24 protein-coding genes and 1 pseudogene are annotated in these 21,070 nt (G+C 66.4%); 4 read left to right on the plus strand and 21 right to left on the minus strand.

What is annotated here, in order from left to right; all coding sequences use genetic code 11:
- Positions 1-60: 60 nt before the first annotated feature.
- The 17 genes from AAHB08_RS12275 to AAHB08_RS12355 form a co-directional block, all read right to left on the minus strand.
- Positions 61-1,287, minus strand: a complete 1,227-nt coding sequence (locus AAHB08_RS12275) for a beta-ketoacyl-ACP synthase (RefSeq protein WP_139746094.1) — start codon at positions 1,285-1,287, stop codon at positions 61-63.
- The gene (locus AAHB08_RS12280) at positions 1,284-2,009 is read right to left on the minus strand and encodes a 3-ketoacyl-ACP reductase FabG2 (RefSeq protein ID WP_342059072.1); all 726 of its coding nucleotides are present in this window, start codon (positions 2,007-2,009) and stop codon (positions 1,284-1,286) included. The genes AAHB08_RS12275 and AAHB08_RS12280 overlap by 4 nt, the downstream gene beginning before the upstream one ends.
- Positions 2,006-2,479, minus strand: a complete 474-nt coding sequence (locus AAHB08_RS12285) for a hotdog family protein (protein WP_342059073.1) — start codon at positions 2,477-2,479, stop codon at positions 2,006-2,008. Before AAHB08_RS12285 ends, AAHB08_RS12280 begins: the two co-directional genes overlap by 4 nt.
- Entirely contained in the window at positions 2,472-3,656 is a 1,185-nt protein-coding gene (locus AAHB08_RS12290) for a beta-ketoacyl-[acyl-carrier-protein] synthase family protein (protein ID WP_342059074.1), read from the minus strand. The genes AAHB08_RS12285 and AAHB08_RS12290 overlap by 8 nt, the downstream gene beginning before the upstream one ends.
- Positions 3,653-4,210: a DUF3261 domain-containing protein gene (locus AAHB08_RS12295; RefSeq protein ID WP_342059075.1), complete on the minus strand. Its 558-nt coding sequence runs from the start codon at positions 4,208-4,210 to the stop codon at positions 3,653-3,655. The genes AAHB08_RS12290 and AAHB08_RS12295 overlap by 4 nt, the downstream gene beginning before the upstream one ends.
- Positions 4,207-6,555, minus strand: a complete 2,349-nt coding sequence (locus AAHB08_RS12300; RefSeq protein WP_342059076.1) for an MMPL family transporter — start codon at positions 6,553-6,555, stop codon at positions 4,207-4,209. The genes AAHB08_RS12295 and AAHB08_RS12300 overlap by 4 nt, the downstream gene beginning before the upstream one ends.
- A gap of 50 nt (positions 6,556-6,605) precedes the next feature.
- Positions 6,606-7,196: an outer membrane lipoprotein carrier protein LolA gene (locus AAHB08_RS12305; RefSeq protein ID WP_342059118.1), complete on the minus strand. Its 591-nt coding sequence runs from the start codon at positions 7,194-7,196 to the stop codon at positions 6,606-6,608.
- Positions 7,197-7,216: 20 nt separating this feature from the next.
- Positions 7,217-7,642: an acyl-CoA thioesterase gene (locus AAHB08_RS12310; RefSeq protein WP_202046575.1), complete on the minus strand. Its 426-nt coding sequence runs from the start codon at positions 7,640-7,642 to the stop codon at positions 7,217-7,219.
- A 316-nt stretch (positions 7,643-7,958) separates the two neighbouring features.
- On the minus strand, positions 7,959-9,527 hold the full coding sequence (locus AAHB08_RS12315) for an HAL/PAL/TAL family ammonia-lyase (protein WP_342059077.1): 1,569 nt from the start codon (positions 9,525-9,527) through the stop codon (positions 7,959-7,961).
- Complete coding sequence (locus tag AAHB08_RS12320; RefSeq protein WP_342059078.1) at positions 9,514-11,217, minus strand: glycosyltransferase family 2 protein; 1,704 nt, start codon at positions 11,215-11,217, stop codon at positions 9,514-9,516. The genes AAHB08_RS12315 and AAHB08_RS12320 overlap by 14 nt, the downstream gene beginning before the upstream one ends.
- Positions 11,214-11,570, minus strand: coding sequence for an ApeI family dehydratase (locus tag AAHB08_RS12325; RefSeq protein WP_342059079.1), 357 nt, complete (start codon positions 11,568-11,570; stop codon positions 11,214-11,216). Before AAHB08_RS12325 ends, AAHB08_RS12320 begins: the two co-directional genes overlap by 4 nt.
- Positions 11,554-12,924: an AMP-binding protein gene (locus AAHB08_RS12330; protein WP_342059080.1), complete on the minus strand. Its 1,371-nt coding sequence runs from the start codon at positions 12,922-12,924 to the stop codon at positions 11,554-11,556. Before AAHB08_RS12330 ends, AAHB08_RS12325 begins: the two co-directional genes overlap by 17 nt.
- Positions 12,921-13,508 (minus strand): COG4648 family protein, encoded by a 588-nt coding sequence (locus tag AAHB08_RS12335; RefSeq protein ID WP_342059081.1) that lies wholly within the window; start codon positions 13,506-13,508, stop codon positions 12,921-12,923. Before AAHB08_RS12335 ends, AAHB08_RS12330 begins: the two co-directional genes overlap by 4 nt.
- Before the next feature lie 19 nt (positions 13,509-13,527).
- Positions 13,528-13,776, minus strand: a complete 249-nt coding sequence (locus tag AAHB08_RS12340) for an acyl carrier protein (protein WP_005297934.1) — start codon at positions 13,774-13,776, stop codon at positions 13,528-13,530.
- Positions 13,777-13,779: 3 nt separating this feature from the next.
- The gene (locus AAHB08_RS12345; protein ID WP_005297932.1) at positions 13,780-14,046 is read right to left on the minus strand and encodes a phosphopantetheine-binding protein; all 267 of its coding nucleotides are present in this window, start codon (positions 14,044-14,046) and stop codon (positions 13,780-13,782) included.
- Positions 14,047-14,063: 17 nt separating this feature from the next.
- The gene (locus tag AAHB08_RS12350) at positions 14,064-14,822 is read right to left on the minus strand and encodes a lysophospholipid acyltransferase family protein (RefSeq protein WP_342059082.1); all 759 of its coding nucleotides are present in this window, start codon (positions 14,820-14,822) and stop codon (positions 14,064-14,066) included.
- Entirely contained in the window at positions 14,807-15,520 is a 714-nt protein-coding gene (locus AAHB08_RS12355) for a beta-ketoacyl synthase chain length factor (RefSeq protein ID WP_342059083.1), read from the minus strand. Before AAHB08_RS12355 ends, AAHB08_RS12350 begins: the two co-directional genes overlap by 16 nt.
- Positions 15,521-15,768: 248 nt before the next feature.
- On the opposite strand from AAHB08_RS12355, the gene AAHB08_RS12360 reads away from it, so the two are divergent.
- Genes AAHB08_RS12360 through AAHB08_RS12370 form a run of 3 tightly spaced genes read left to right on the plus strand, consistent with a single transcriptional unit; the run spans position 15,769 to position 17,519 of the window.
- Positions 15,769-16,161: a hypothetical protein gene (locus AAHB08_RS12360; RefSeq protein ID WP_202046583.1), complete on the plus strand. Its 393-nt coding sequence runs from the start codon at positions 15,769-15,771 to the stop codon at positions 16,159-16,161.
- 18 nt (positions 16,162-16,179) lie between these two features.
- Entirely contained in the window at positions 16,180-17,256 is a 1,077-nt protein-coding gene (locus AAHB08_RS12365) for a class I SAM-dependent methyltransferase (protein WP_342059084.1), read from the plus strand.
- Between the two features lie 47 nt (positions 17,257-17,303).
- Positions 17,304-17,519 carry a hypothetical protein gene (locus AAHB08_RS12370; protein WP_139746110.1) on the plus strand — a complete coding sequence of 72 codons (216 nt, stop codon included), beginning with the start codon at positions 17,304-17,306 and terminating at the stop codon, positions 17,517-17,519.
- Positions 17,520-17,926: 407 nt separating this feature from the next.
- On the opposite strand, the gene AAHB08_RS12375 is transcribed toward AAHB08_RS12370, so the two are convergent.
- Positions 17,927-18,058, minus strand: a complete 132-nt coding sequence (locus AAHB08_RS12375) for a hypothetical protein (protein ID WP_342059085.1) — start codon at positions 18,056-18,058, stop codon at positions 17,927-17,929.
- A gap of 99 nt (positions 18,059-18,157) precedes the next feature.
- Between AAHB08_RS12375 and AAHB08_RS12380 the strand changes: the two genes are divergently transcribed.
- Complete coding sequence (locus AAHB08_RS12380) at positions 18,158-18,883, plus strand: carbonic anhydrase (RefSeq protein ID WP_342059086.1); 726 nt, start codon at positions 18,158-18,160, stop codon at positions 18,881-18,883.
- Positions 18,884-18,955: 72 nt separating this feature from the next.
- On the opposite strand, the pseudogene AAHB08_RS21155 reads toward AAHB08_RS12380, so the two are convergent.
- The 3 genes and pseudogenes from AAHB08_RS21155 to AAHB08_RS12390 form a co-directional block, all read right to left on the minus strand.
- Positions 18,956-19,060 (minus strand): annotated as a pseudogene (locus tag AAHB08_RS21155) (pseudouridine-5'-phosphate glycosidase); the annotation flags it as partial.
- A gap of 3 nt (positions 19,061-19,063) precedes the next feature.
- Entirely contained in the window at positions 19,064-19,972 is a 909-nt protein-coding gene (locus AAHB08_RS12385) for a pseudouridine-5'-phosphate glycosidase (RefSeq protein WP_342059087.1), read from the minus strand.
- Entirely contained in the window at positions 19,966-21,057 is a 1,092-nt protein-coding gene (locus tag AAHB08_RS12390) for a PfkB family carbohydrate kinase (protein WP_202046587.1), read from the minus strand. The genes AAHB08_RS12385 and AAHB08_RS12390 overlap by 7 nt, the downstream gene beginning before the upstream one ends.
- Positions 21,058-21,070 lie beyond the last annotated feature (13 nt).

Consider the following 21,070-nt stretch of genomic DNA (forward strand, 5'->3'; position numbering starts at 1 on the left):
AAACCCAGGCTGTACTGGCACTGAACCCAAGCTGCACCCTGGCTGAACGGAGCGGCCCCGTCAGGACCAGCGCTTGAAGATGAGGGAAGTGTTGATGCCGCCGAACGCGAAGTTGTTGGACATCAGGTACTCCACGTCCAGCATGCGGCCACTGCCCATCACGTGATCCAGCGGGGCACAGGCGGGATCCGGTTCGGTCAGGTTGATGGTGGGGGCAAACCAGCCCTCCCGCATCATCTCAAGGGCCAGCCAGGCCTCGATGGCGCCGCAGGCCCCCAGGGTGTGACCGAAGTAGCTCTTGAGAGACGAGATGGGGGTATGGTCGCCGAAGATGGCGGCGGTGGCATGGCTCTCCGCGATGTCGCCGCGCTCGGTGGCGGTGCCATGGGCACTGATGTAACCGATGTCGGCGGGCTGGAGCCCCGCCTGGGCCAGCGCCATCTCCATGCAGAGCTTGATGGTCTCCTGCTGGGGCTGGGTCACGTGAGCAGCGTCGCAGTTGGTGGCAAAGCCCACCAGCTCGGCGAGGATGGTCGCACCGCGCGCCTGCGCATGCTCCAGCTCCTCCAGCACCAGGGTGCCCGCCCCCTCGCCTATCACCAGACCGTCCCGCTGCCGGTCGAACGGTCGTGGCGCCAGCTCCGGGTGGTCGTTCATCTGGCTGGTGGCAAACAGGGTATCGAACACCACGGCCTCCGACGGGCAGAGCTCCTCCGCCCCGCCGGCCACCATCAGGGTCTGGTAGCCATGCTTGATCGCCTCATAGGCATAGCCGATGCCCTGGCTGCCGGAGGTGCAGGCGCTGGAGGTGGGGATGACCCGTCCGCGCAGGCCGAAGAACAGCCCGGTATTGACCGCCGCCGTGTGGGGCATCATCTGCACATAGGTGGTGGCCGTGATACTGGCGGTGCTCTTGTCGTTGAGCATGGTCCCGAAGGCGCGGATGGGATCCGTGCTGCCGATGGAGGAGCCGTAGGCGATGCCGGTACGCCCGTCGGTGAGCACCGGGTTGTCCAGCAGCCCCGCCTGCGCCAGTGCCAGCTCGGTGGCGACGGTGGCAAGCGCCGAGACCCGCCCCATGGCGCGGGTCTTCTTGCGCGGGTAGTGCGCCGGCAGCGCGAAGTCCGGTATGGGGGCCGCCAGCCGGGTGTTGAGGCCGTCGTAGATGGCCCACTCCGGCATGCTGACCACCGCATTGCGCCCCGCCTGCAATCTGGCACGCACACTCGGCCAGTCCTGCCCGAAGGCCGTTACCCCGGCCATGCCGGTGACGACTACCCGTTTCATACCATGCCCCCGTTGATGGAGATGACCTGCCGCGTGACATACCCTGCGATGTCGGACATCAGGTAGGAGACCAGGCCGGCCACCTCGTCCGCCTGCCCCATCCGCTTGAGCGGGATGATCTTCATCGCCTCCGCCTTCACCTCCTCGTCCACCATGCCGGTGTCGATGAGACCGGGGGCCACACAGTTGACCGTGATCTTGCGCTTGGCAAGCTCCAGCGCCAGCGCCTTGGTGGCCCCCATGATGCCCGCCTTGGCGGCGCTGTAGTTGACCTGCCCACGGTTGCCCATCAGGCCTGATACCGAGGAGATGGTCACTATGCGTCCGCCACGACGCAGGCCGATCATCGGCATGATGCAGGGCTTGAGCAGGTTGTAGAAGCCGTCCAGATTGGTGTGCAGCACCCCGTCCCACTCCTCGTCGGTGAGGGCGGGGAAGGCGCCGTCGCGGATGATGCCGGCGTTGCAGACCACGCCGTAATAGGCGCCGTGTTCGGCCATGTCGGCTTCCAGCCGCTCGCGGCAGCCCTGGCGATCGGCGATGTCGAACTGGAGCAGGCGCCCCTGCCCCCCGGCCTCCTGCAGGCTCGCCAGGGTAGCCTCGCCACCGGCGCGATCGCCATGGTAGTGCACCACGACGAGAAAACCGTCGGCGGCCAGCTTGAGGGCGATGGCGCGGCCTATCCCCTTGCTGGCGCCCGTGACCAATACGGTAGAGATCATGAAACGTCCTTCGCTAACAAATCGGATAATTCGCCGGGTGCGGGCTGATAGGTCGAGAGGCGCGCGGTGGCGCACTCCTGCCCAGCTTGCAGGATCCGGCATTCGAAACTGGCCATGCCGCCGTCTTGCAACAGGCAGCTGGCCTCAATGGTGAGCAGGGCCCCCGCCGCGAAGCGGGTGGGCTGGCAGCGGTACTTGCGGGTGCCGAGCAGCATGCCGATGCGCACCGGCTCGCCGCGCAGCCGCCCCTGCATGCCGGCCCAGGCGGCGATGGTCTGGGCCATCAGCTCGATGCCGACCCAGGCCGGCAGGTTGCCCTCGCCATCCAGCAGCAGGGCATGGCGGGCACCGATGCGGGTCTCGCAGCGCACCTGCTGGGCGTCCACCGCGCAGAGCCGGTCCAGCAGCAGCATGGGGGCCCGATGGGGCAGCAAGGTCTCGATGGCGGGCAGTGACAAAGGGTCATTCATGGCATGTGCTCCCGAACAGCAGGCTGACATTGTTGCCACCGAAGGCAAAGGAGTTGGAGAGTACCCGGGGCGCCGCCAGGTGCGTGGTACCGCTCACCAGCCGGATGGGGGCCAGCGCCGGATCCGGTGTCGTCACTCGCTGGGGGGGCAACGGCAAGGAGCGCTCCAGCAGCAGACAGGCGAGCGCCGCCTCGATGGCCCCCGCCGCCCCCAGGGTGTGCCCGGTGAGCACCTTGGTGGAGCTGCAGGGCACGCTGTCGCCAAACAGGCGGTGGACCGCCTGGCTCTCCATGGCGTCGTTGAGCCGGGTGGCGGTGCCGTGCAGGTTGACGTACCCCACCTGCTCAGGCGTCAGGCCAGCCTGGGCCAGCGCCATCTGCATGGCTGCCTCGGCGCCGATACCGTCTGGATGGGGCGCCGAGATATGCCAGGCATCGGACGACTCCCCCGCTCCCAGCAGCGCCAGCGGCGCAGGCTCTCTACTCAGCAGAAACAGCGCCGCCCCCTCGCCGATGTTGATCCCCTGGCGCGCCTCATCAAACGGCTGGCAACGCGCACAGCTGAGGGACTCCAGGCTGTCAAAACCGTTGAGGGTCAGTCCGCACAGGCTGTCGGCACCACCGACCAGCACCGCATCCGCCAGCCCGGCCGCCAGCAGCCGCTGGCCGCTGATGAAGGCGCGCGCGCTGGAGGAGCAGGCGGTGGAGAGAGTGTAGGCAGGCCCAGAGATGTCGAGATAACGGGCCAGAAATTCCGACGGAGAGCCCAGCTCCTGCTGGCGATAGTCAAACTCGGGGGGCACGGCCTCCCCGCGCCGGGCAGCCGCCACCGCCAGCTCGGCCTCGCCGATCCCGGCGGTGCTGGTGCCGAGCACCAGCCCCACCCGCGCAGGACCAAACGCCGCCAGCGCCTGGTCCAGTGCGGGGCGGATCTGGGCCAGGGCCGCCAGCAGCAGGCGATTGTTGCGCGAGGCATAGGGGGCCAACGCCGCCGGTATCTCGGGCAGCGCGCCTTCGACCCGCCCCACCGGGGTCAGGCGACCATTCAGCAGCGTCTGGTGGTGGCGGGTGAGCGGCGTAATCCCCTCTGCCTGCCAGGCCTGCAGCGCCTCGGCGCTGACATCGCGCCCCGTCCCCAGTGCCGAGACGAGGCCATAGGCGGCGATATAACAGCTCATTGGCTCAGGGTCTCCAGTTGCAGGCGGTAGTGGAATGCGTGTTGCTGCAGGCCGACCGGCTCGCGCACGCCGTCGACGTCGCGGTAGCGGATCTCGGTGACCAGGGCGCCATCGGGGGCGCGCAGCCGGCGCATCAGCCCTTCGTCCCGCAGCGTCCAGCCCGGCGGCAGCTGCGGCTGCCAGCTGGCCAGCGGCCAGTAACAGAGCATCACGTCCGCCAGCACCTGGGTCACCGGCGGCATGCCGGTGGTGAGCAGCGGGCTGAGCTGTTCGGTCGCGATGCCCTGCTGGTCATAGCGCACCCGGAACAGCCGTACTCCGCTCGGGGTCAGCCCCACCAGGGTCAGCTGGCGGCCGTCCGCCTCCAGCACCGTCATCAACTGGTGGCTGCTCTCCCCCACGCTGGCGGTCAGCAGCTGCTGGCGATAGAAGGGGGTGGCCAGCACGGGGGCCGGCAGCGTCATGACGCTGCCCTTGTCGAGATAGGCGGTGGGGGTCGGCTGGCTGCTGCAACCGGTCAGCAGCAGGACGACGAATACGAACAAGGCTTTCATGATGAGGTTGGCTCCCGGCCATGCGGCCCCGACAACTGCGGTCGTACCCGGTCCAGCACCAGGGGCGAAAGCAGGAAGGCGGTAAAGATACCGCCGCTCAGCACCAGGCCAAAGCCTGCGATGGCGGGGGTGTGACTCAGCGCCAGCAGACCGAAGGCCAGCTGGGTGGTGAGGTTGGCCAGCAGGATGGCGAGCAGGGTGGAACTCTGGCGCGCCGCCTCGCTGCCACTGTGGGCAAAGAAGAGGCCATAGTCGATGCCTATCCCGAAGATGAGGCTGAGCGCCAGCACCCCGAACAGGGTGAGCGGCTGGCCGCAGGCGGCGAGCAGCGCCAGCCCCATGCCCAGGGCAATCAGGTTGACCAGCAGCACCCGGGCGGCCCGCGCCGCCCCCATCCGCCGCCACAGCAGCAGGGCCACCAGCGCGATGGCCAGCGACAGCAGCTCCGCCAGCTTGATCCGGTAGTGGGCGAACAGCTGGCTCCACTCGCTGCGCTGATCCTGCCAGTAGACGCCCTGCTCGGCCGCCGCCAGCGCCGTCAGTGCCCCTTCGTCTGCCACCCCCACCAACGGCACCCAGATGGCGACGCGGCCATCCGCCAGGGCGTGCCACAACAGGCGGCTCCCCTCGCTGACCGGGCTGGCCAGCCAGGCGGCCGGGGTCAGCCAGCTGGGCTCGCGAACGGGCACCTGCAGCGGCAGACCGACCGCCTTGAGCCGGCTCACCACTTCGGGTAGCAGGGCCCGGATGGCGGCGGCATCCTCCTGCTGGCGCGCCAGCGAGGGCAGCCAGCGGGCAAGGGAGACAAACTCCTGCAGCGCGCCACGATTCTTAAGCTCGGCCAGCCGGCCATCGAGCCGCTCCAGCCGCTGCAGCGCCTGCTCGCCGTCCGCTCCCGTCACCAGCAGGCCCTGCATGCCCCCCTGCTGGCCGGTGAGGGCCTGGATCCGCTGCTCCTGCCCCTGCAGCGCCACAGGTAAGGGTTGCAGCCGGCGGATGTCGTCATCCACCTGCAACCGGCTGATGCCGAGGGCCGCCAGCAGCAGACAGCAGAGCGGCAGCCCGACGCGCACCAACGAGCGCTGTTGCCAGGCCAGCAGCCAGCCCTGCAGCCAGCGCTGACCCCAAAGCGGACTGGTCGGCAGGGGACCGGCCCAGCGTGGGAACAGGCAGAGCACCGTGATGAAGGCGCTGAACAACCCCGCCAGGGCGCACACCGCCAACTGCTGCAACCCGGGGAAGGGGGCGAACCAGAGCAGGCCATAGCCGATCAGCGTGGTCAGCACCGCCAGCGACAGGCTGGGCAGCAACTTCAGCCGGGTCTGGTGCGGCGTCTCGTCGCCGCCGTGCAGCCGCCGTTCGCACAAAAAATGAATGGCGTAGTCGATGGCGATGCCGATGAGACTGCTGCTGATCACCAGGGTGAAGACATGGATCTCGCCAAACAGGATGAGCACGGTGCCGAGCCCCCACATCAGCCCCACACCGATGGGCAGCAGGGAGAGCAGCAGCGCCCGGGTGGAGCGGAACACGCCCCAGATCAGCAGGATGACCCCGACCATGGAACCCAGCCCTATGGTGGAGATGTCCTGCTGAGCCAGGTTGCTGGCATGCTGGCTGTAGAAGAGGGTGCCCCGGCGCAGCAGTTCGGCACCGGGATAGGCCTCGACAAGGCCTTGCTCGGCTCCGGCCAGGGCGCTCAGCAGCGCCTGGTTGCGCTGGATGTCGAAGGCGGAGCGATCCAGCTCGGCCCGCACCATATACCAGTCGCGCCCCGCCTTGTCCCGGCTCACCAGCCAGCCCTCTTTGAGTTGCATGGCGCCACCGGCCTCCGCCAGCACCCCGGCCCGGGTCAAGAGCAGGGGATCGCTTTGCCACTCGGCGCGGGAGACACCGCCAAAGGGCGAATAGATCTGGCCGAGCACCCATTGGCTCCACCCTTCCGCCCCCCCGGCCAGCCGCGCACGGCTCACCGGATCCAGCCGCTGCCAGGCCAGCCCATGCAGATAGGCCTGCCAGGCGGGGGCCAGCTTGGGCTGCTCCCCCTTGATGTGGGACAAGGCGGGTTGCTTGCCGAGCTGCTCCGCCCAGAATGCGGCGGCGGCCCGCCCATCCTGACCGGCAGGCAGGCTCAGCATCCAGACCAGCTGGCGGTCGAGCTGCTGCAACAGGCCCTGCTGCAGGGCAGGATCCAGATCGCTGCGGGATGCGTGGGGCAGCAGGTCCATCAGACTGGTGTTGATGCGGCTGTGGGGCAGCTGCCAGGCCAGTACCGCCGCCAGCAGCAGGCAGAGCCAGATCCAGAGGGTACCGAGCCGGCGCCAGGTGGCTTCAGCGTGCAGCAAGGTCGGCTCTCCTTGTTCCAACGGGGGCGACATCACGGCGCGAGGTGGCACTAGTGGGCAGCAAAGCGGGCCTGCTCCTCAGGGGTCAATGGCAGGCTGCGCTCGCGCCAGCCGCTGAAGCGGATGCGGGTGCTGTCACCCTGCCGATCGGCGATGAGCAGCTGATCCAGCTGCCCCAGCCCGCTCAGGGTCAGGCTGGCAAACACCTTGTCGAGCGGCGCCTGGCTGGGCACCAGCACCAGTTGCCAGCCCGCCTCCGAGCTGTGAAAGTCGATGCGGAAGTAGCGGCTCAGGGTCGCCTCGTCCGAGCCGAACAGTGCCAGCAGCATCTGGCTGAACTCGAGCAGCTGGGGGTTGTCGATGACGGTGGCGGGCTGGTCCGCCACCTGCTGTACCATGCGCGTCGGTGTCAGGGTGAGTGTCAGCGGAAAGGGCTTCTGCTGCTGCCACCAGAGGCCGAGATCCCGCACCAGCAAGAGCTCGCCGGAGGCCCTGAGGGGCTGGCTCAACCCCGCCACCTGCTTCTCCTGCTCGAAGCGGGCCTCCCTCGCCGGGCTCAGGGTCAGCAACTGCTGCACCTGGTCACGGGTCAGGGGGGCAGCCTGCAGCGGCCACGCCAGCAACAGGGTCAATCCGACCATCAACCGGTTCAGAAAAGGAGTCACTCGCTCACCCCCAGCTTGTCCAGCAGCACCCTGGGCGAGGCCAGGCACATCTCGCCACTCGCCTTGTTCACCGCCACCTGGATGCTGTAACCCTTGCTGGTACGCGCACCGCTCTGCGCATCGAACAGCTCGTACTCGATCTTCAGCCGGTTCTGGTATTCGCACAGCCGCGCCTCGACCCGCACCTTCTGGCCAAAGCGCAGGGGTGCCATGTACTTGAGCCGCAGATCGATGATGGGCCAGAGGTAGCCGGACTCATCCATCTGCGGATAGTTGTAATCGATCTGCTCGAGCAAGGCACAGCGGGCCAGCTCGATGTAACGCACGTAGTGGCCATGCCAGGCGACCGCCATCATGTCCACATCGTGGAACGGGATCTCCACCTCGATGCTGTGGCTGATCATCCAGGGTTCACTCTGCATGGGATTTCTCCATCGGGCCCTGCCAGACATCCACTGCCATCATGCCCGCGTCGTGGAACGGGATCTCCACCTCGATGCTGTGGCTGATCATCCAGGGTTCATGCTGCATGGGATTTCTCCATCGGGCCCTTCCAGACATCCACTGCCATCATGCCCGCGTCGTGGAACGGGATCTCCACCTCGATGCTGTGGCCGATCATCCAGAGTTCATGCTGCATGGGATTTCTCCATCGGGCCCTGCCAGATATCCACTGCCATCATGCCCGCGTCGTGGAACGGGATATCCCCCTCGATGCTGTGGCTGATCATCCAGGGTTCAGCTGACATGTTTCGGTTCTCCGTAAAGCTGATAGTGTCGCTCCTGCAACCGGGCGATCAAGGCCCTGAGCTCCTGCTCCAGGGGCCTGTCCTCCACCAGGGGCGGGTGATCCGCCCTCACCGCCAAGACCGTCTCGCGCAGGGGCTGGCTCAGGGTCTCCAGGCCCTGTTGCCGGGCGCCCAGGCGCAGCTCTACCCCCTGCACCGCCGCCAGCAGGCAGGCGGCCCCCACCTGCTCGCTCAGGGTCAGCACCCGCAGCGCATCCCGCGCCGCTATGGTGCCCATGCTCACCTTGTCCTGGTTGTGACACTCGGTGGAACGGGAGAAGACACTGGCGGGCATGGTCAGCTTGAGGGCCTCGGCGGTCCAGGCCGAGACGCCGATCTGCACCGCCTTGAAGCCGTGGTTGATCATGCAGCGCTCGCCGCTGGCACCGGAGAGGTTGCTCGGCAGGCCGCCGTTGAACTTGGTGTCCACCAGCTGGGCCAGCTGGCGATCCAGCAGGTCGGCCAGGTTGGCGACGGCCGCCTTCATGCTGTCCATGGCCATGGCGATGTGACCGCCGTAGAAGTGGCCGCCGTGCATCACGTGCTCCCCCTCCCCGTCGATCAGCGGGTTGTCGTTGGCGCTGTTGAGCTCGTTCTCGATGAGCTGGCGCCACCAGGGCAGGCTGTCGGCCACCACGCCGATGACGTGGGGGGCACAGCGCAACGAGTATCTGTCCTGCAGCCGGTCGCTGTGACGCGGCAACTCGCCCGCCACCAGATCCGCCCTCAGCCAGGCCGCGATCCCCTGCATGCCGGGGTGGGGTTTGGCCGCAAACAGCCGCTCGTCGAAGTGGAAGGCATTGCCCCCCATGGCGACGCTCACCAGGGCGGTGATCCGGGTCGCCAGCCGCATCAGGTAGTCGGTGCGGGCATAGGCGAGGCAGGCCAGCGCCGTCATCACCGAGGTGCCGTTCATCAGCGCCAGCCCCTCTTTCGGCCGCAGGGTCAGGGGGGTGACCCCCAGCTCCTGATAGACCTCGGCGGCGGGGCGCAGCCGACCCTGCTGATGGAGCTCGCGCTCCCCCACCAGCACGGCGGCGACGTAGGAGAGCGGGGTCAGATCGCCGCTGGCACCGACGGAGCCCTCTTCGGGAATGCGCGGCACCAGATCCTGCTCCAGCAGCCAGCAGAGGCGTTCGAGCAGGGCCGGGCTGACCCCGGAGACCCCCTGCGCCAGGGAGCAGAGCCGGGTGGCGAGCACGGCGCGGCCGGCATCGAGGGCGAGATCAGCCCCCAGCCCGCAGCCGTGAAAACGGGTCAGGTGCAGCGGCAGCTCGGCCACCAGCTCGGTCGGCACCGGCCGGGTCACCGAGTCGCCGTAGCCCGTGGTCACCCCGTAGATGACCCCCTCTTCGGCCAGCAGCCGGTCGAGAAAATCGGCGCCCCGCTGGATGCGGGCCATGAAGGCGGGATCCGGGTTCAATGCCGGGCGGGCACGACGCTCTGCCAGCGCCACCACGTCTTCGATGGTCAGCGGCGCGGCGCCGAAGGTGACCCTTCTCATCTCACTCTTGTTCATCGGTCAGCTGCCAGAAATCAAAAAAGTTGAACCAGTCCAGGGGGGCCCGCAGACAGTGATGCTGCAGGCGATCGGCATAGGCCTGTACCCGGGACGCGAGTATCTCTTGGCGCCCCTGCCGTGGCAGGGGGTGACCGTCGGCAAAGGGCTCGAAATGCACCCGAAAACGCCCCTGCTCCTTGAGGCCGAACAGCAGATAGACCGGGCAGCCCAGCACGCTGCTGAGCACGAAGGGGCCGAGCGGAAACGGCGCCGGGGCGCCGAGAAAGTCGGCCCAGATCACCCGCTTCTCCCGGGTTACCGAGGTGCGATCGCCGACGATCACCACCCATTCCCCCCGCTCCAGCTTCTCCTTGAGCAGGATGGCGGTGTCGGCCCCCAGCTCCTGCACCTGGATGAGGTTGAGCCGCGAATCCGGGTTGATCTGCTTGAGCAGGGCGTTGAAGCGGGCCGCGTGGCGGGTGAACACCAGCGCATTGATGCGCAGCCCCTGCTTGCGACTGCCCAGGGCCCGGCACAGCTCGAGATCGCCGAGGTGGGAGCCCAGCAGCAGGACGCCCTTGCCGCTGCCGAGCGCCGCCTCGTAGTGCTCCGTCCCCACCACCTCGATCTCTTGCTCCGTGATGTCGCCACGCCAGCCCGCCAGCTTGTCGAGCGCCGCCTCCCCGAAGCGCAGGAAGTGGCGGAAGCTCGACCTCGGCTCGTCGGGCAGCGCCAGTCCCCGATCGCGGGCAAAGCGCTCGAGCCGGGCCAGATAGGCCTGGGATGCCTCCCGCTGGGCGCGGCCGGTCAGCCAGAAATAGCCGATGACCGGGTAGAGCAGCAGGGAGAAGCCCCGCCGGCCCAGCAGGCGGTAACTGGCCAGCATGATCTGCATGCCGAGCAGCGATCCCCGCTCCGGGGTGCGCGACCAGTGGATGCGGCGCTCGCGCCACAGCCGGGTTAACCGGGTGCCCAGGTGACCCGGCCAGCGGCAGAGGCGCAGCAGCAGATCCCACAGCAGGCGACACACCAGCCGGGTGTGCATCCAGGAGATGTCGAGGTTGTCACGAAAAAGCCGGAAATGGGAGCGGCCATCGACGGGATAGATGACCCGGGTCGGCACGAAGCGCACCGCCACCCCGGCCCAATGGAGGCGCACCATCACCTCGGTATCAAAATCCATCCGCCTGCCGAGGGCCACCCGCTCCAGCAGCGCGCAGGTCGGCGCCAGCGGGTAGACCCGAAAGCCGCACATGCTGTCCTTGATGGCGAACGACAGCGTCTCGATCCAGACCCAGACATGGGTGATGTAGCGGCCATAGAGGCGCCCTTTGGGCACGGAGTCGTCGTAGAGCGGGCGGCCGGAGACAAGCGCCTCGGGGTGCTGGTGCGCCTCCGCCAGCAGCGTCGGCAGATCCGTCAGGTCGTGCTGGCCGTCGGCATCCACCTGCAGGGCGTGGCTGAAACCGAGCTCATGGGCGCGGCGCAACCCCGTCATCACGGCACCCCCCTTGCCCTGATTGTGCGGATGACGCAGCAAGGTGACCCAGGGGTGCTGGGCGGCCAGCGCATCCAGCGCGGCGGCGGCGACGGGCTCGCTGCCATCGTCGACCAGTAGGCAGGGCAGCCCGAATTCGGCCAGCCGCGCCAGCACGGCGGCCAGCGGCCCGGCATGGTTGTAACAGGGAATAAGAATGCAAGGGTTCATGGGATCAGGCGCACCCGTCCGCTGCTCGCGGGCTCGTCTCCCAGCATGTAGCTGAAGAGGAGCTGGCCCTTGTCCGCCTGCCACTGCAGGCTCAGGCTGCACTCGGCCCCGGGGCGCAGCGGGCGCTGGAACTTGAGCTGATCCACCCCGTGAAACGGCTGCGTCAGCTTGAGCCGGCTGACGGCGTAGTGCATCACCCAGTGGACCTGGGTCACCCCGGGCAGCAGGGGCGCGCCGGGAAAATGGCCCGCAAACCAGGGCAGTGCGGGATCGAGTCGCAGCCGCAGGCGCACGCCATCGGCCAGCACCTCGCAACCCAGTTCGGTCGGCAGCGTGTCAGCGGATGGGCTCATCGAACAGTTCCTTGAGTTGTGGCCAGGGGCGTTTGCCCTGGGCGTTGACGGGCATCTGCGCGACCCGACGCACACTGCGCGGCAGGGCAACCGGCTCGAGCCAGGGACGCAGTTGCTGGCGCAGGGCTAGCAGAAAGCGCCCTTGCCCGAGCGCGTCCCAGCGGGCGGCCCCCGCCTCGCTCAGCACCAGCACGGCGCCGAGGATCTGGCGCTGGCCCTGCTGCAGGGGCAGCACGGCGGCGGTTTCCACCTCCGCCAGGGCCTGCAGGCGCGCCTCCACCTCGTCGAGGGAGATGCGCTTCTCCTCCAGCTTGATCACCCTGTCCTGGCGACCCAGCAGCGCGAACCCATCCTCGTGCAGGGCGATGCGATCGGCGCAGGCCAGCCAGTCGTCCTCTGCCAGGAAGGGTGAGCGCAGCAGCAGGCTCTGATCCGGGCCGACCCGCACCTCGACCCCGGGCAACGCCGTCCAGGGGGTCTGCGCCCGGTGGCGCTGGCGCCAGCCGATGCCGCCGGTCTCGCTGCTGCCGAAGATCTCCACCGGCCGCTGGCCGAGCAGGGCCAGGCTCTGCTCGGCATCGTCGAATTGCAGGGGCCCGCCTGAGGAGATCACCAGCTGGCAGCCGGTGGCGGGCATGGCCGGATCGAGCCGACTCAGAAACGCCGGGGAGGCGATCAGGCACCAGGGGGTACCCTGTACCATCAGCTGCTCCGGGTAGTCGATGGTACGGCGATCGAACGGGCGGCCGAGGGCGAGTGGCAGCAGGATCCGAAACAGCAGGCCGTAGATGTGCTGGTGGCTGACGCTGGCGAGCACCCGGGCATCGGCCAGCCGCTCACCCCAGAGCGCCATCTGCACCCGCAACTCTGCCTCCAGCTGAGGCCAGGCCTTGGAGATCGCCTTGGGCTCGCCGGTGGAGCCGGAACTGAACAGGGTGAGACTGAGGCGCTCGGGCGCAAGATCACTGTGTGCGGTATCCGGCCCCTCGTGGGCATCGGCCAGCGGCAGCCTGAGCTGGGGTACGGCGAGCGCCGCACCGGGCAGCTCGCCGTCGGTGAGCAGACCGTCGAACTGCGCCTGCAGCGCCTGCAGGCCGGCCAGCCGCTGATGACCGGGCAGGATGGCCTGATAACCGCCGAGGGCGCAGGCGAGCAGCGCTTGCGTGAACAGCAGGCTGTCATCGAAGCAGAGGGCCCAGCGCGCACCCGGCTGGCCGGCACCGGCGTGGCGGGCCATGGCCCGGGCCAGTTGCAGGCTGCCACGGCGCAGCTCGGCCAGGGTCACCTCGCCGTCCGGGCCGAAGGCCACCACCAGTTCGCCATCACGGTGCCAGAGGGTCTGCAGCAGCGTCATGGGGTCAACCTCTTCATTACTCGCCTGCGCACCAGATATTCCCCGCCCATCAGGCAGCCCATCAGGACATAGCTGATGAGACCGTTGTAGAGACTCCAGAGCGCCAGATCCCCGTGCCAGATGGTGAAGGCCGCCAGGGTGCCGTTGATCACGAAGAAGCCGCACCAGACCTGGGTCACCCGCCGGGTGTAACCGATGGCCGCCGCTGGCAAATCGGGATCTTGCAGCCGGGCCAGTCGCTCCACCAGGCTCATGGGACGGGTCAGGCTCCAGCCAAACAAGCAGAGCAGGGAGAGGCTCACCGCCAATGGGTAGTAGAACAGCCAGTGCCGGTCGCTGAACAGGGCGGACAGCAGGGTCAGCCCCAGGCCGATGCAGGCCAGCAGGCGGCCCAGCCAGAGCCACTCCGGCAGCGGGCCTAGCCGGGACCGCCCCTTGAGCAGGCCAGGCAGCAGCCGCAGCGAGAAGATGAGCAGCAGAGCGAGCAGCAGCGGAGTCTGACTGGCACGGGTCAGCCCCCAGTAGACTGCCAGCGGGTAGAGCAACAGGGCCCCACCGGCCAGCCAGGAGATCCAGCGCGTCATGATTTGGCGCGAATCGGCATCAGGCGTCGGCCAGCAGACGCTCGACCGCATCCACCACGTCGTTGACGCTGCGCACCGACTTGAACTCCTCCGGCTTGATCTTCTTGCCGGTCAGCTTCTGCAGGTGCACCACCAGATCGATGGCGTCGATGCTGTCGAGCTCGAGATCCTGGTAGAGACGGGCCTCGGGGGTGACGGCCTCTTCGTCGACTTCGAACAGTTCGACGAGGGCGGCCTTGATCTGGGCAAAGATGTCATCACGGGTCATGGCTCAGGCCTCCCCTTTCGACTGGGCCTGCACCAGGGCGACCAGGGCCGCGACACTGGCGAAGTGGCGACGGGTATTTTCATCCTCGGCGGAGAGCACGATGCCGTAGCGGCCCTTGATGGCGAGGCCCAGCTCCAGCGCATCGATGGAGTCCAGCCCCAACCCGTCACCGAACAACGGTGCCTGGCTGTCGATGTCGTCAGGGGTGAGCCCCTCGAGGTTGAGACTGTCGATGATGAGTTGTTTTATCTCTAGGTGCAGGTCTTGCATAACTGTTCCATACGCTGTCATTGGGGCCCCGGTTGCAGGGCCCGGGTGAGAAACCGGGTCAACTGGCGGGCGGCCAGCGCACTGCTCTGGCCGGTGGCGACCACGTCTTGTGCCGCCACTTGCTGCAGAAATTCTATGGTGAACGTCGGCTTATTTTCCGGGATCTTGAACCATTTGTCCTGCTTGGTGAGAAAACGGGCGCTGCAGTGGATCCGCACCAGCTGCACCGGCACCTGGCCGCGCACCGCCAGCTGGGCCGCACCACGCTGCAACTTGATCGCCTCCCCCGGGGTAGTGCGGGTCCCTTCCGGGAAGATCAGCAGCAGGCCGCCGGCCCGGATCCGCGCCATGCACAGGGCCAGCAGATCCTCTCCCGCCACATTGGGCAGGTAGTCGGCCGCCCGCACCACACCACCGATGAAGGGGTTGCGCCAGAGGGACTGCTTGACGATGCAGTCGCACACCGGCATCTCGGCCGCCAGGATGACGTAGTCGAGCAGGCTGGGGTGATTGGCCACCACCAGGGCACCTTGCAAGTCCGCGGGCATGCCTTTCACCCGATAATCCAGCACCCCCCAGCCGCGCAGCATGCCCAAAAACAGCCGGAAGCTGTGGCGGATGCTGAGCTGAGCCAGGGTGCGGCGGCGCTCCCCGCGCAAGCAGAGCGCCAGCAGCGGAAACCAGCACAGGGAGAGCAGCAGGCCGCCCACCCCGAACAGGGTGAAGCCAAGGGCCGTGCCGATCAGCCGCCAGCCCCGGTTCAGCGCCGCAGCCATGTCCACTCCTGGCGGCCATCGCAAAGAGTCAGGGTCGGTTCATGCCGCAGCAGGGCCCGCCAGAAGGCCAGGCTCTGCGGCAGCGAACGGGCAGTGGGTTCCACTACGGGTCGCACGCCTTCGCAGTGCCACTGGTCGCCCGCCTCAAGCACCATCCCCAGGGCGTGGGGCGGCGCCTCATCCGGCAGCCAGGGGCGATGAAACTCGGGTACCGGCCCCTCGAAGGCCACCAGCATCACCCGCCGGGCACCGGCCTGCAGGGCCGCCACTGCCTCGGTCAGACCCGCCATCATGCTGCTTTCCCCTGCCGCCAGCGAGGTCATGGGGATGGCGGCCTTGCCCTGGATGGAGCAGAGCCCTGCGGCGGTATTGTGCACCGACATGGAGAAGTCGGTGGGCGACAGCGTCTGCCCGTCCGCCAGCGCCTGCAGCAGCGTCATGGAGCGGGCCAGCTCGCCGTGGCGGCTGGCGAAGATGGCGTAATCGACAGCATGGCGAGCCAGCAGGCTCAACCCCACCTGCACCGCCAGCCGGGAACCCTGGCTCAGGCGGCGCGCCATCATCATGGGCAGCAAGGGGGTAGCGGGAAAGGACGGATCGATGGGCCAACGGCCCTGCTGCGCCCACCCCTGCCAGGCGGCCTCATCGGCCAGACCCGGAGACAGTGCCTGGCTATCCAGCAGCGAGAAAGAGAGCATATTTCAGGCAACCTGTCCTTAAAACGGTGGGTGGGAGCGAAGACGATAAAAAGCACTCATCCGGCTGGCAGAGCCTGTTCCACGGCATGGAATGGCGTCATCAGGTTAATACCGGTCGGATAATACCATTATTCATCAAAAATAATAGCTGGCGCAGATTATCCACCGCCTTGATGATTGAAAATAAATGATTTGTGTTGTCTTATTGCCATCCGCAAGTGGTGAATATTCTCTCCAAGGAATATATTATGAAACTCGTTAATAAAATTTGCATGGTGTTGACCTGTGTCCTGTTGGCCGCCTGTTCCACCAGCCAGCCCATTCGCAATATGGCCGCCAATCCGGTTGCTTTTAATTTGACCGATGAGCAGGTTGCCAATGCTATTATTACGGCTGGAACCAGCAAGAGCTGGGTGATGAAAAAAGAGCGGCCCGGGCTTATTCGTGGCCAGGTCAATGTGCGTCAACATCAGGCGGTGATCGATATTCCCTATAGCGCTCGCGATTATTCCATCAATTATGTGAGCAGCGTCAACCTTGATGACAAGGGCAAGGGCAGCATCCATCGCAGTTATAACCGTTGGGTGCTGGGTCTGAATCAGGCCATCCAGACCGAACTCGCCCGCGCCCAAAACCATTAATCCGGCAGGAGCCACCCCGTGAAGCATTATCAGACAGACCCCTACAACGCGCTGGAGGCCATCAGCGAAGCCCAGAAAATCGCCTTCGCCCCCATGCTGTTTCAAGCCAGCTGGTGTCTGCGCGAGACCGGGGTGCTCGCCTTTCTCGAGAGCCGCGGCCAGCAGGGCGCGCCGCTGGCCGACATCGCCCAGGCATGTGCGCTGAGCGAATACGGCGCTGGCGTTCTGCTGGACATGGGGCTCGGTGGTGGACTCTGCTATCTGGCCGAGGAGCACTATCTGCTGGGGCGGGTCGGCAAGTATCTGCTGAACGACCCCATGACCCGGGTCAATCTCGACTTCACCCAGCACCTCTGCTATCAGCCCCTCGCCCACCTGCTCGACGCCATCCGTCAGGGCACCCCGGCCGGCCTGCAGGTATTCGGTCCCTGGCAGACCCTCTACCCGCACCTGAGCGAGCTGCCGGAAGAGGCCCGCCGCAGCTGGTTTGCGTTCGATCACTTCTACTCCGACTGGGCATTCCAGCAGGCGCTGGACAAGGTATTCGGCTATGAACCGCACCACCTCTACGATCTGGGCGGCAACACCGGCAAGTGGGCCCTGGCCTGCGCCCAGCGGGATCCCGCACTGCGGGTCACCATACTGGACTTGCCCGAGCAGCTGGCGCTCGCTCGCCGCAACATCGAGGCGGCGGGGCTGACGGAGCGGATCCAGGGCCATCCGGTGGATCTGCTGCAACCGGGCCCCCTGCCCGGTGAGGCCGACATCTGGTGGATGAGCCAGTTCCTCGACTGCTTCAGCCACGAGCAGATCGTCGCCATCCTGAACCGGATCCGGCTGGCCATGAAACCGGACGCCCGGGTCTGCATCCTGGAGCTGTTCTGGGACAGGCAGGCCTTCGAAGCCGCCAGTTTCAGTCTCAACGCCACCTCCCTCTACTTCACCAGCCTGGCCAACGGCAACAGCCGCTTCTACCACTCCAAAGAGCTGTACCAGTGCCTGCGCGAGGCGCATTTCCATGTGGAGGCCGAGCACGAGATCCCGGGACCGGGCCACACCCTGCTGGTTGCCCGCCCGCTGCACACGAGGCCATAATGCCGACATCGACATGAAGATGATGATGAAACGAAAAGGAGCACGGCATGGCGCGTAACTGCATGGCACTGATGGCGCTCGGCCTGGCCCTGGGCAGCCTGATCAGCGGCTGCGCCGACATCAAGGAGGCGGGCCGCACCGTGGGTCACACCACCCGGGACGTGACCCGGGAGATTGGCCACACCACCCGGGATGTGACCCGCGAGATAGGTCATGGCACCCGGGATGCGGTCAAGCAGGTGGGGGATGAGATCAGCAAATGACAACGGGGGCCGAGGCCCCTGTTGTCATGAGGGCGTCAACCGCTCCACAGGGCCATCAGCCGGGACCATGGTCTCCTCCTGCTCGTGCGACAGCCCGGCGAAGGCATCGGTCAACGCCTTGATGGCGAAATCCGCCTTGCTTTAAACGGCGCAGAAGTGAGCCCGGCACCAGACATTATTCATTCATCTTTTCTCTCCCTCGTGGGCATGCATCACAGCAGCCTCAGGCTGCCCGTGAACGGCTGTCTGCCATTCGCCCAAGTTCAAAAAGGAAAGACAAAAACCACATTAAAAACAATTAATTAATATATTCCTGACGGACTGACGGCAGAACTGGTGCGGTAAAAAAAAGTTCAATGTCGATGGATGAATCATGAACAAATTCATCCACGACAACAGCCCATTAATTAGACTGCTGTCATTGCGCCAAGCAATAATTCAATATGCAGTGATTGCCGACCATTACGTAGATCCATATTAAATGCATCATCAATATCGCCGGCAATTATCCAATCAATAATAAAAATACTGTCTGACATTCTGTATCCCGCATTTCAGGTGATGCCATCCGCTGTTTCCACCCTCTATTTATTGCGAAAACGGATGGCCACGCTTTTCAATCAAGATAAGGATATATGATGAAAAAGTCCCTGCTGGCCGGCGCCCTGCTGCTCTGCCCCGCCGCCTTCGCTGCCACAGTGCACTGGGAATACAGCGGCGAGGCCGGCCCGGCGAAATGGGCCAGCCTGACCCCGGAATATGGCCAGTGCGCCGGCAGCAACCAGTCGCCGGTCAACCTCTCGGGTCTGGTGGAGGCCGAGCTGGCGCCGTTGCAGTTCCACTACCTGGCGGGTGGCAAGACGCTAGTCAACAACGGCCACACGGTGCAGGTCAACTATGCCCCCGGCAGCAGCCTGGAGCTCGATGGCATGCGCTTTGAGCTCAAGCAGTTCCACTTCCACGCCCCCAGCGAAAACCTCATCGAGGGCAGATCCTATCCGCTTGAGGGGCACCTGGTGCATGCCAACGCCAAGGGGGAGCTGGCGGTAGTGGCGGTGATGTTCGAGCCGGGCAGCGCCAACCCGGCCCTGAGCCAGGCCTGGCAAACCCTGCCAGCCAAGGCGGGAGAGATCCACGCCTTCAAGGAAGCGGTCTCGGCGGAGCCACTGCTGCCCGCCCAGCGCGACTACTACCGCTTCAGCGGCTCCCTGACCACGCCGCCCTGCTCGGAAGGGGTGCGCTGGCTGGTGATGAAGCAGCCGGTGCAGGTGAGCCAGGCCCAGATCGACGCCTTCAAGGCGGTGATGCACCACCCCAACAACAGGCCAGTCCAACCTCTCAACGGGCGCCAGGTGCTGCAATAAGGTTTTATGTAACCGATTTGCACAATAAGAAAGAGGGCCAATAGGCCCTCTTTTGCATTCATCTACCTGCCGTTACAGGCTGGCGGCAATCTTTGCCCCCAGGGCCGCGTTATTCAGCACCAGCTGGATGTTCGCCGCCAGGGAGTCACCCCCGATCAGCTCGCACAGCCGGGCCAACCGTTACAGGCTGGCGGCAATCTTTGCCCCCAGAGCCGCGTTGTTGAGCACCAGCTGGATGTTCGCCGCCAGGGAGTTGCCGCCGGTCAGCTCACACACCCGGGCCAACAGGAAGGGGGTGGACTCCTTGCCCTTGACCCCCTGCTCGTCCGCCTCACGCAATGCCTGGGCAATGGCAGCGTCTATGTCCGCCTTCGGCATGGCAAACTCGGTCGGGATGGGGTTCGCCACCACGGCGCCACCGGCCAGCCCCAGCTCCCACTTGAGACGCAGCGCCTGCGCGATCGCCGCCGGGGTGTCGAGGCGGTAATCCACCTTGAAGCCGCTCTCCCGGGTGTAGAAGGCGGGCAGTTCCTCGGTCTGGTAGCCGATGACCGGCACCCCCTGGGTCTCCAGGTACTCCAGGGTCAGACCGATGTCGAGGATGGACTTGGCGCCGGCACAGACCACGGCCACCGGGGTCTGGGCAAACTCCTGCAGGTCGGCGGAGATGTCGAAGGTCTCCTGGGCGCCGCGGTGCACGCCGCCGATGCCGCCGGTGGCGAACACCCGGATCCCCGCCATGGCGGCGATGATCATGGTGGACGCGACCGTGGTCGCCCCCAGACCCTTGTTGGCCAGCACGAAGGGGATGTCGCGACGGCTGCACTTGGTGGCGGCATGACCGGCACGGCCCAGCGCCTCCAGGGCCCCCTCATCCAGACCCACCTTGAGGCGGCCATCGATGATGGCGATGGTGGCCGGCACGGCGCCGTTGTCCCGCACCACCTGCTCCACCTGGCGCGCCGTCTCCACGTTCTGCGGATAGGGCATGCCGTGGGAGATGATGGTGGACTCCAGGGCAACGACGGGTTTGCCGGCGGCCAGGGCTTCGGCGACGACCGGTTGGATATCAAGGTAAGCGTTCAACATGGGTACTCCTCCAGCATGCGTTCAACGGCGGCCTTGGATAGGCCGGAAAAGACGGTATCGGAACAATTGACGGTGAGGGCGGCGCAGCCGAGGGCGAACCGGGTCGCCTCCATGATGCCCTGCTCCAGCAACCAGGCGTGGGCCAGCCCTGCCATGAAGGCATCGCCGCCGCCGGTCACGTTGACGACAGGGCTGCCGAGCACGGGCAGATGGCCCTGGCACGCCCCGTCGCTGTAGAAGATCCCCTGATCGCCGAGGCTCAGGAACAACCGCTGCACCCCGGCGCGGTGGAACCAGGCCGCCGCCATGGGCCAGGTGTCGGGACCGGCGATGCGGAAGCCGCACAGCTGCTCCGCCTCGGTGCGGTTCGGCTTGAGGGTGTGGATGCGGTGCAGCCAGGGGCGGATCTTCTCCACCTTGGCCACAGAGACGGTGTCGACGAAGATGATGTGCTCACCCTGGCGCTCGAACAGCCAGTCGAGGGTGTGGGTGGCGAGGTTGGTGTCGAGCACCCAGAGCCGCGCCGCCTGCAGAAAACCGCTCAAGGGGGTGAGCCTGGCCGGAGTCAGCTCGTCTATGATGCCCATGTCGTTGACGGCGCAGCTCATCTCGCCGCTGCCATCGTGCAGGCTGAGGTAGCAGGAGGTGGCCTGCCCCTCCAGCACCAGCACCTGGCGCACGTCGACCCCGGCGCGCTGGCTCACCTCCAGCAGGTGATGGCCGTACTGATCGTTGCCCACTGCGGTCAGCAGCCGGGTGTCGGTGCCGAGCCGCGCCAGGTTCTCGGCGATGTTGCGCCCCACCCCGCCGGCGGAGGTGCGCACCCGACCCGGGTTGGAGTCGCCGATGCGCAGGTTGTCGTGGCTGCAGCCGCAGATATCCATGTTGGCGCCGCCGATCACCACGGCGTAGGGGCCTTCGCGCAGCACATAGCCTCGCCCCTGCACATAGCCCTGGCGCATCAGGCTGGAGATGTGGCTCGCCAGCGCCGAGCGGCTGATACCCAGCCTGTCTGCCAGCTCCTGCTGGGCAATCATGGGATCCTGGCGCAGCAGGGCGAGGATCTCCTGTTCACGTTCCGTCATAGACAAACATCCA

The organism is Aeromonas sp. OTU364 (genome assembly GCF_038440395.1).
Lineage (GTDB): Bacteria > Pseudomonadota > Gammaproteobacteria > Enterobacterales > Aeromonadaceae > Aeromonas.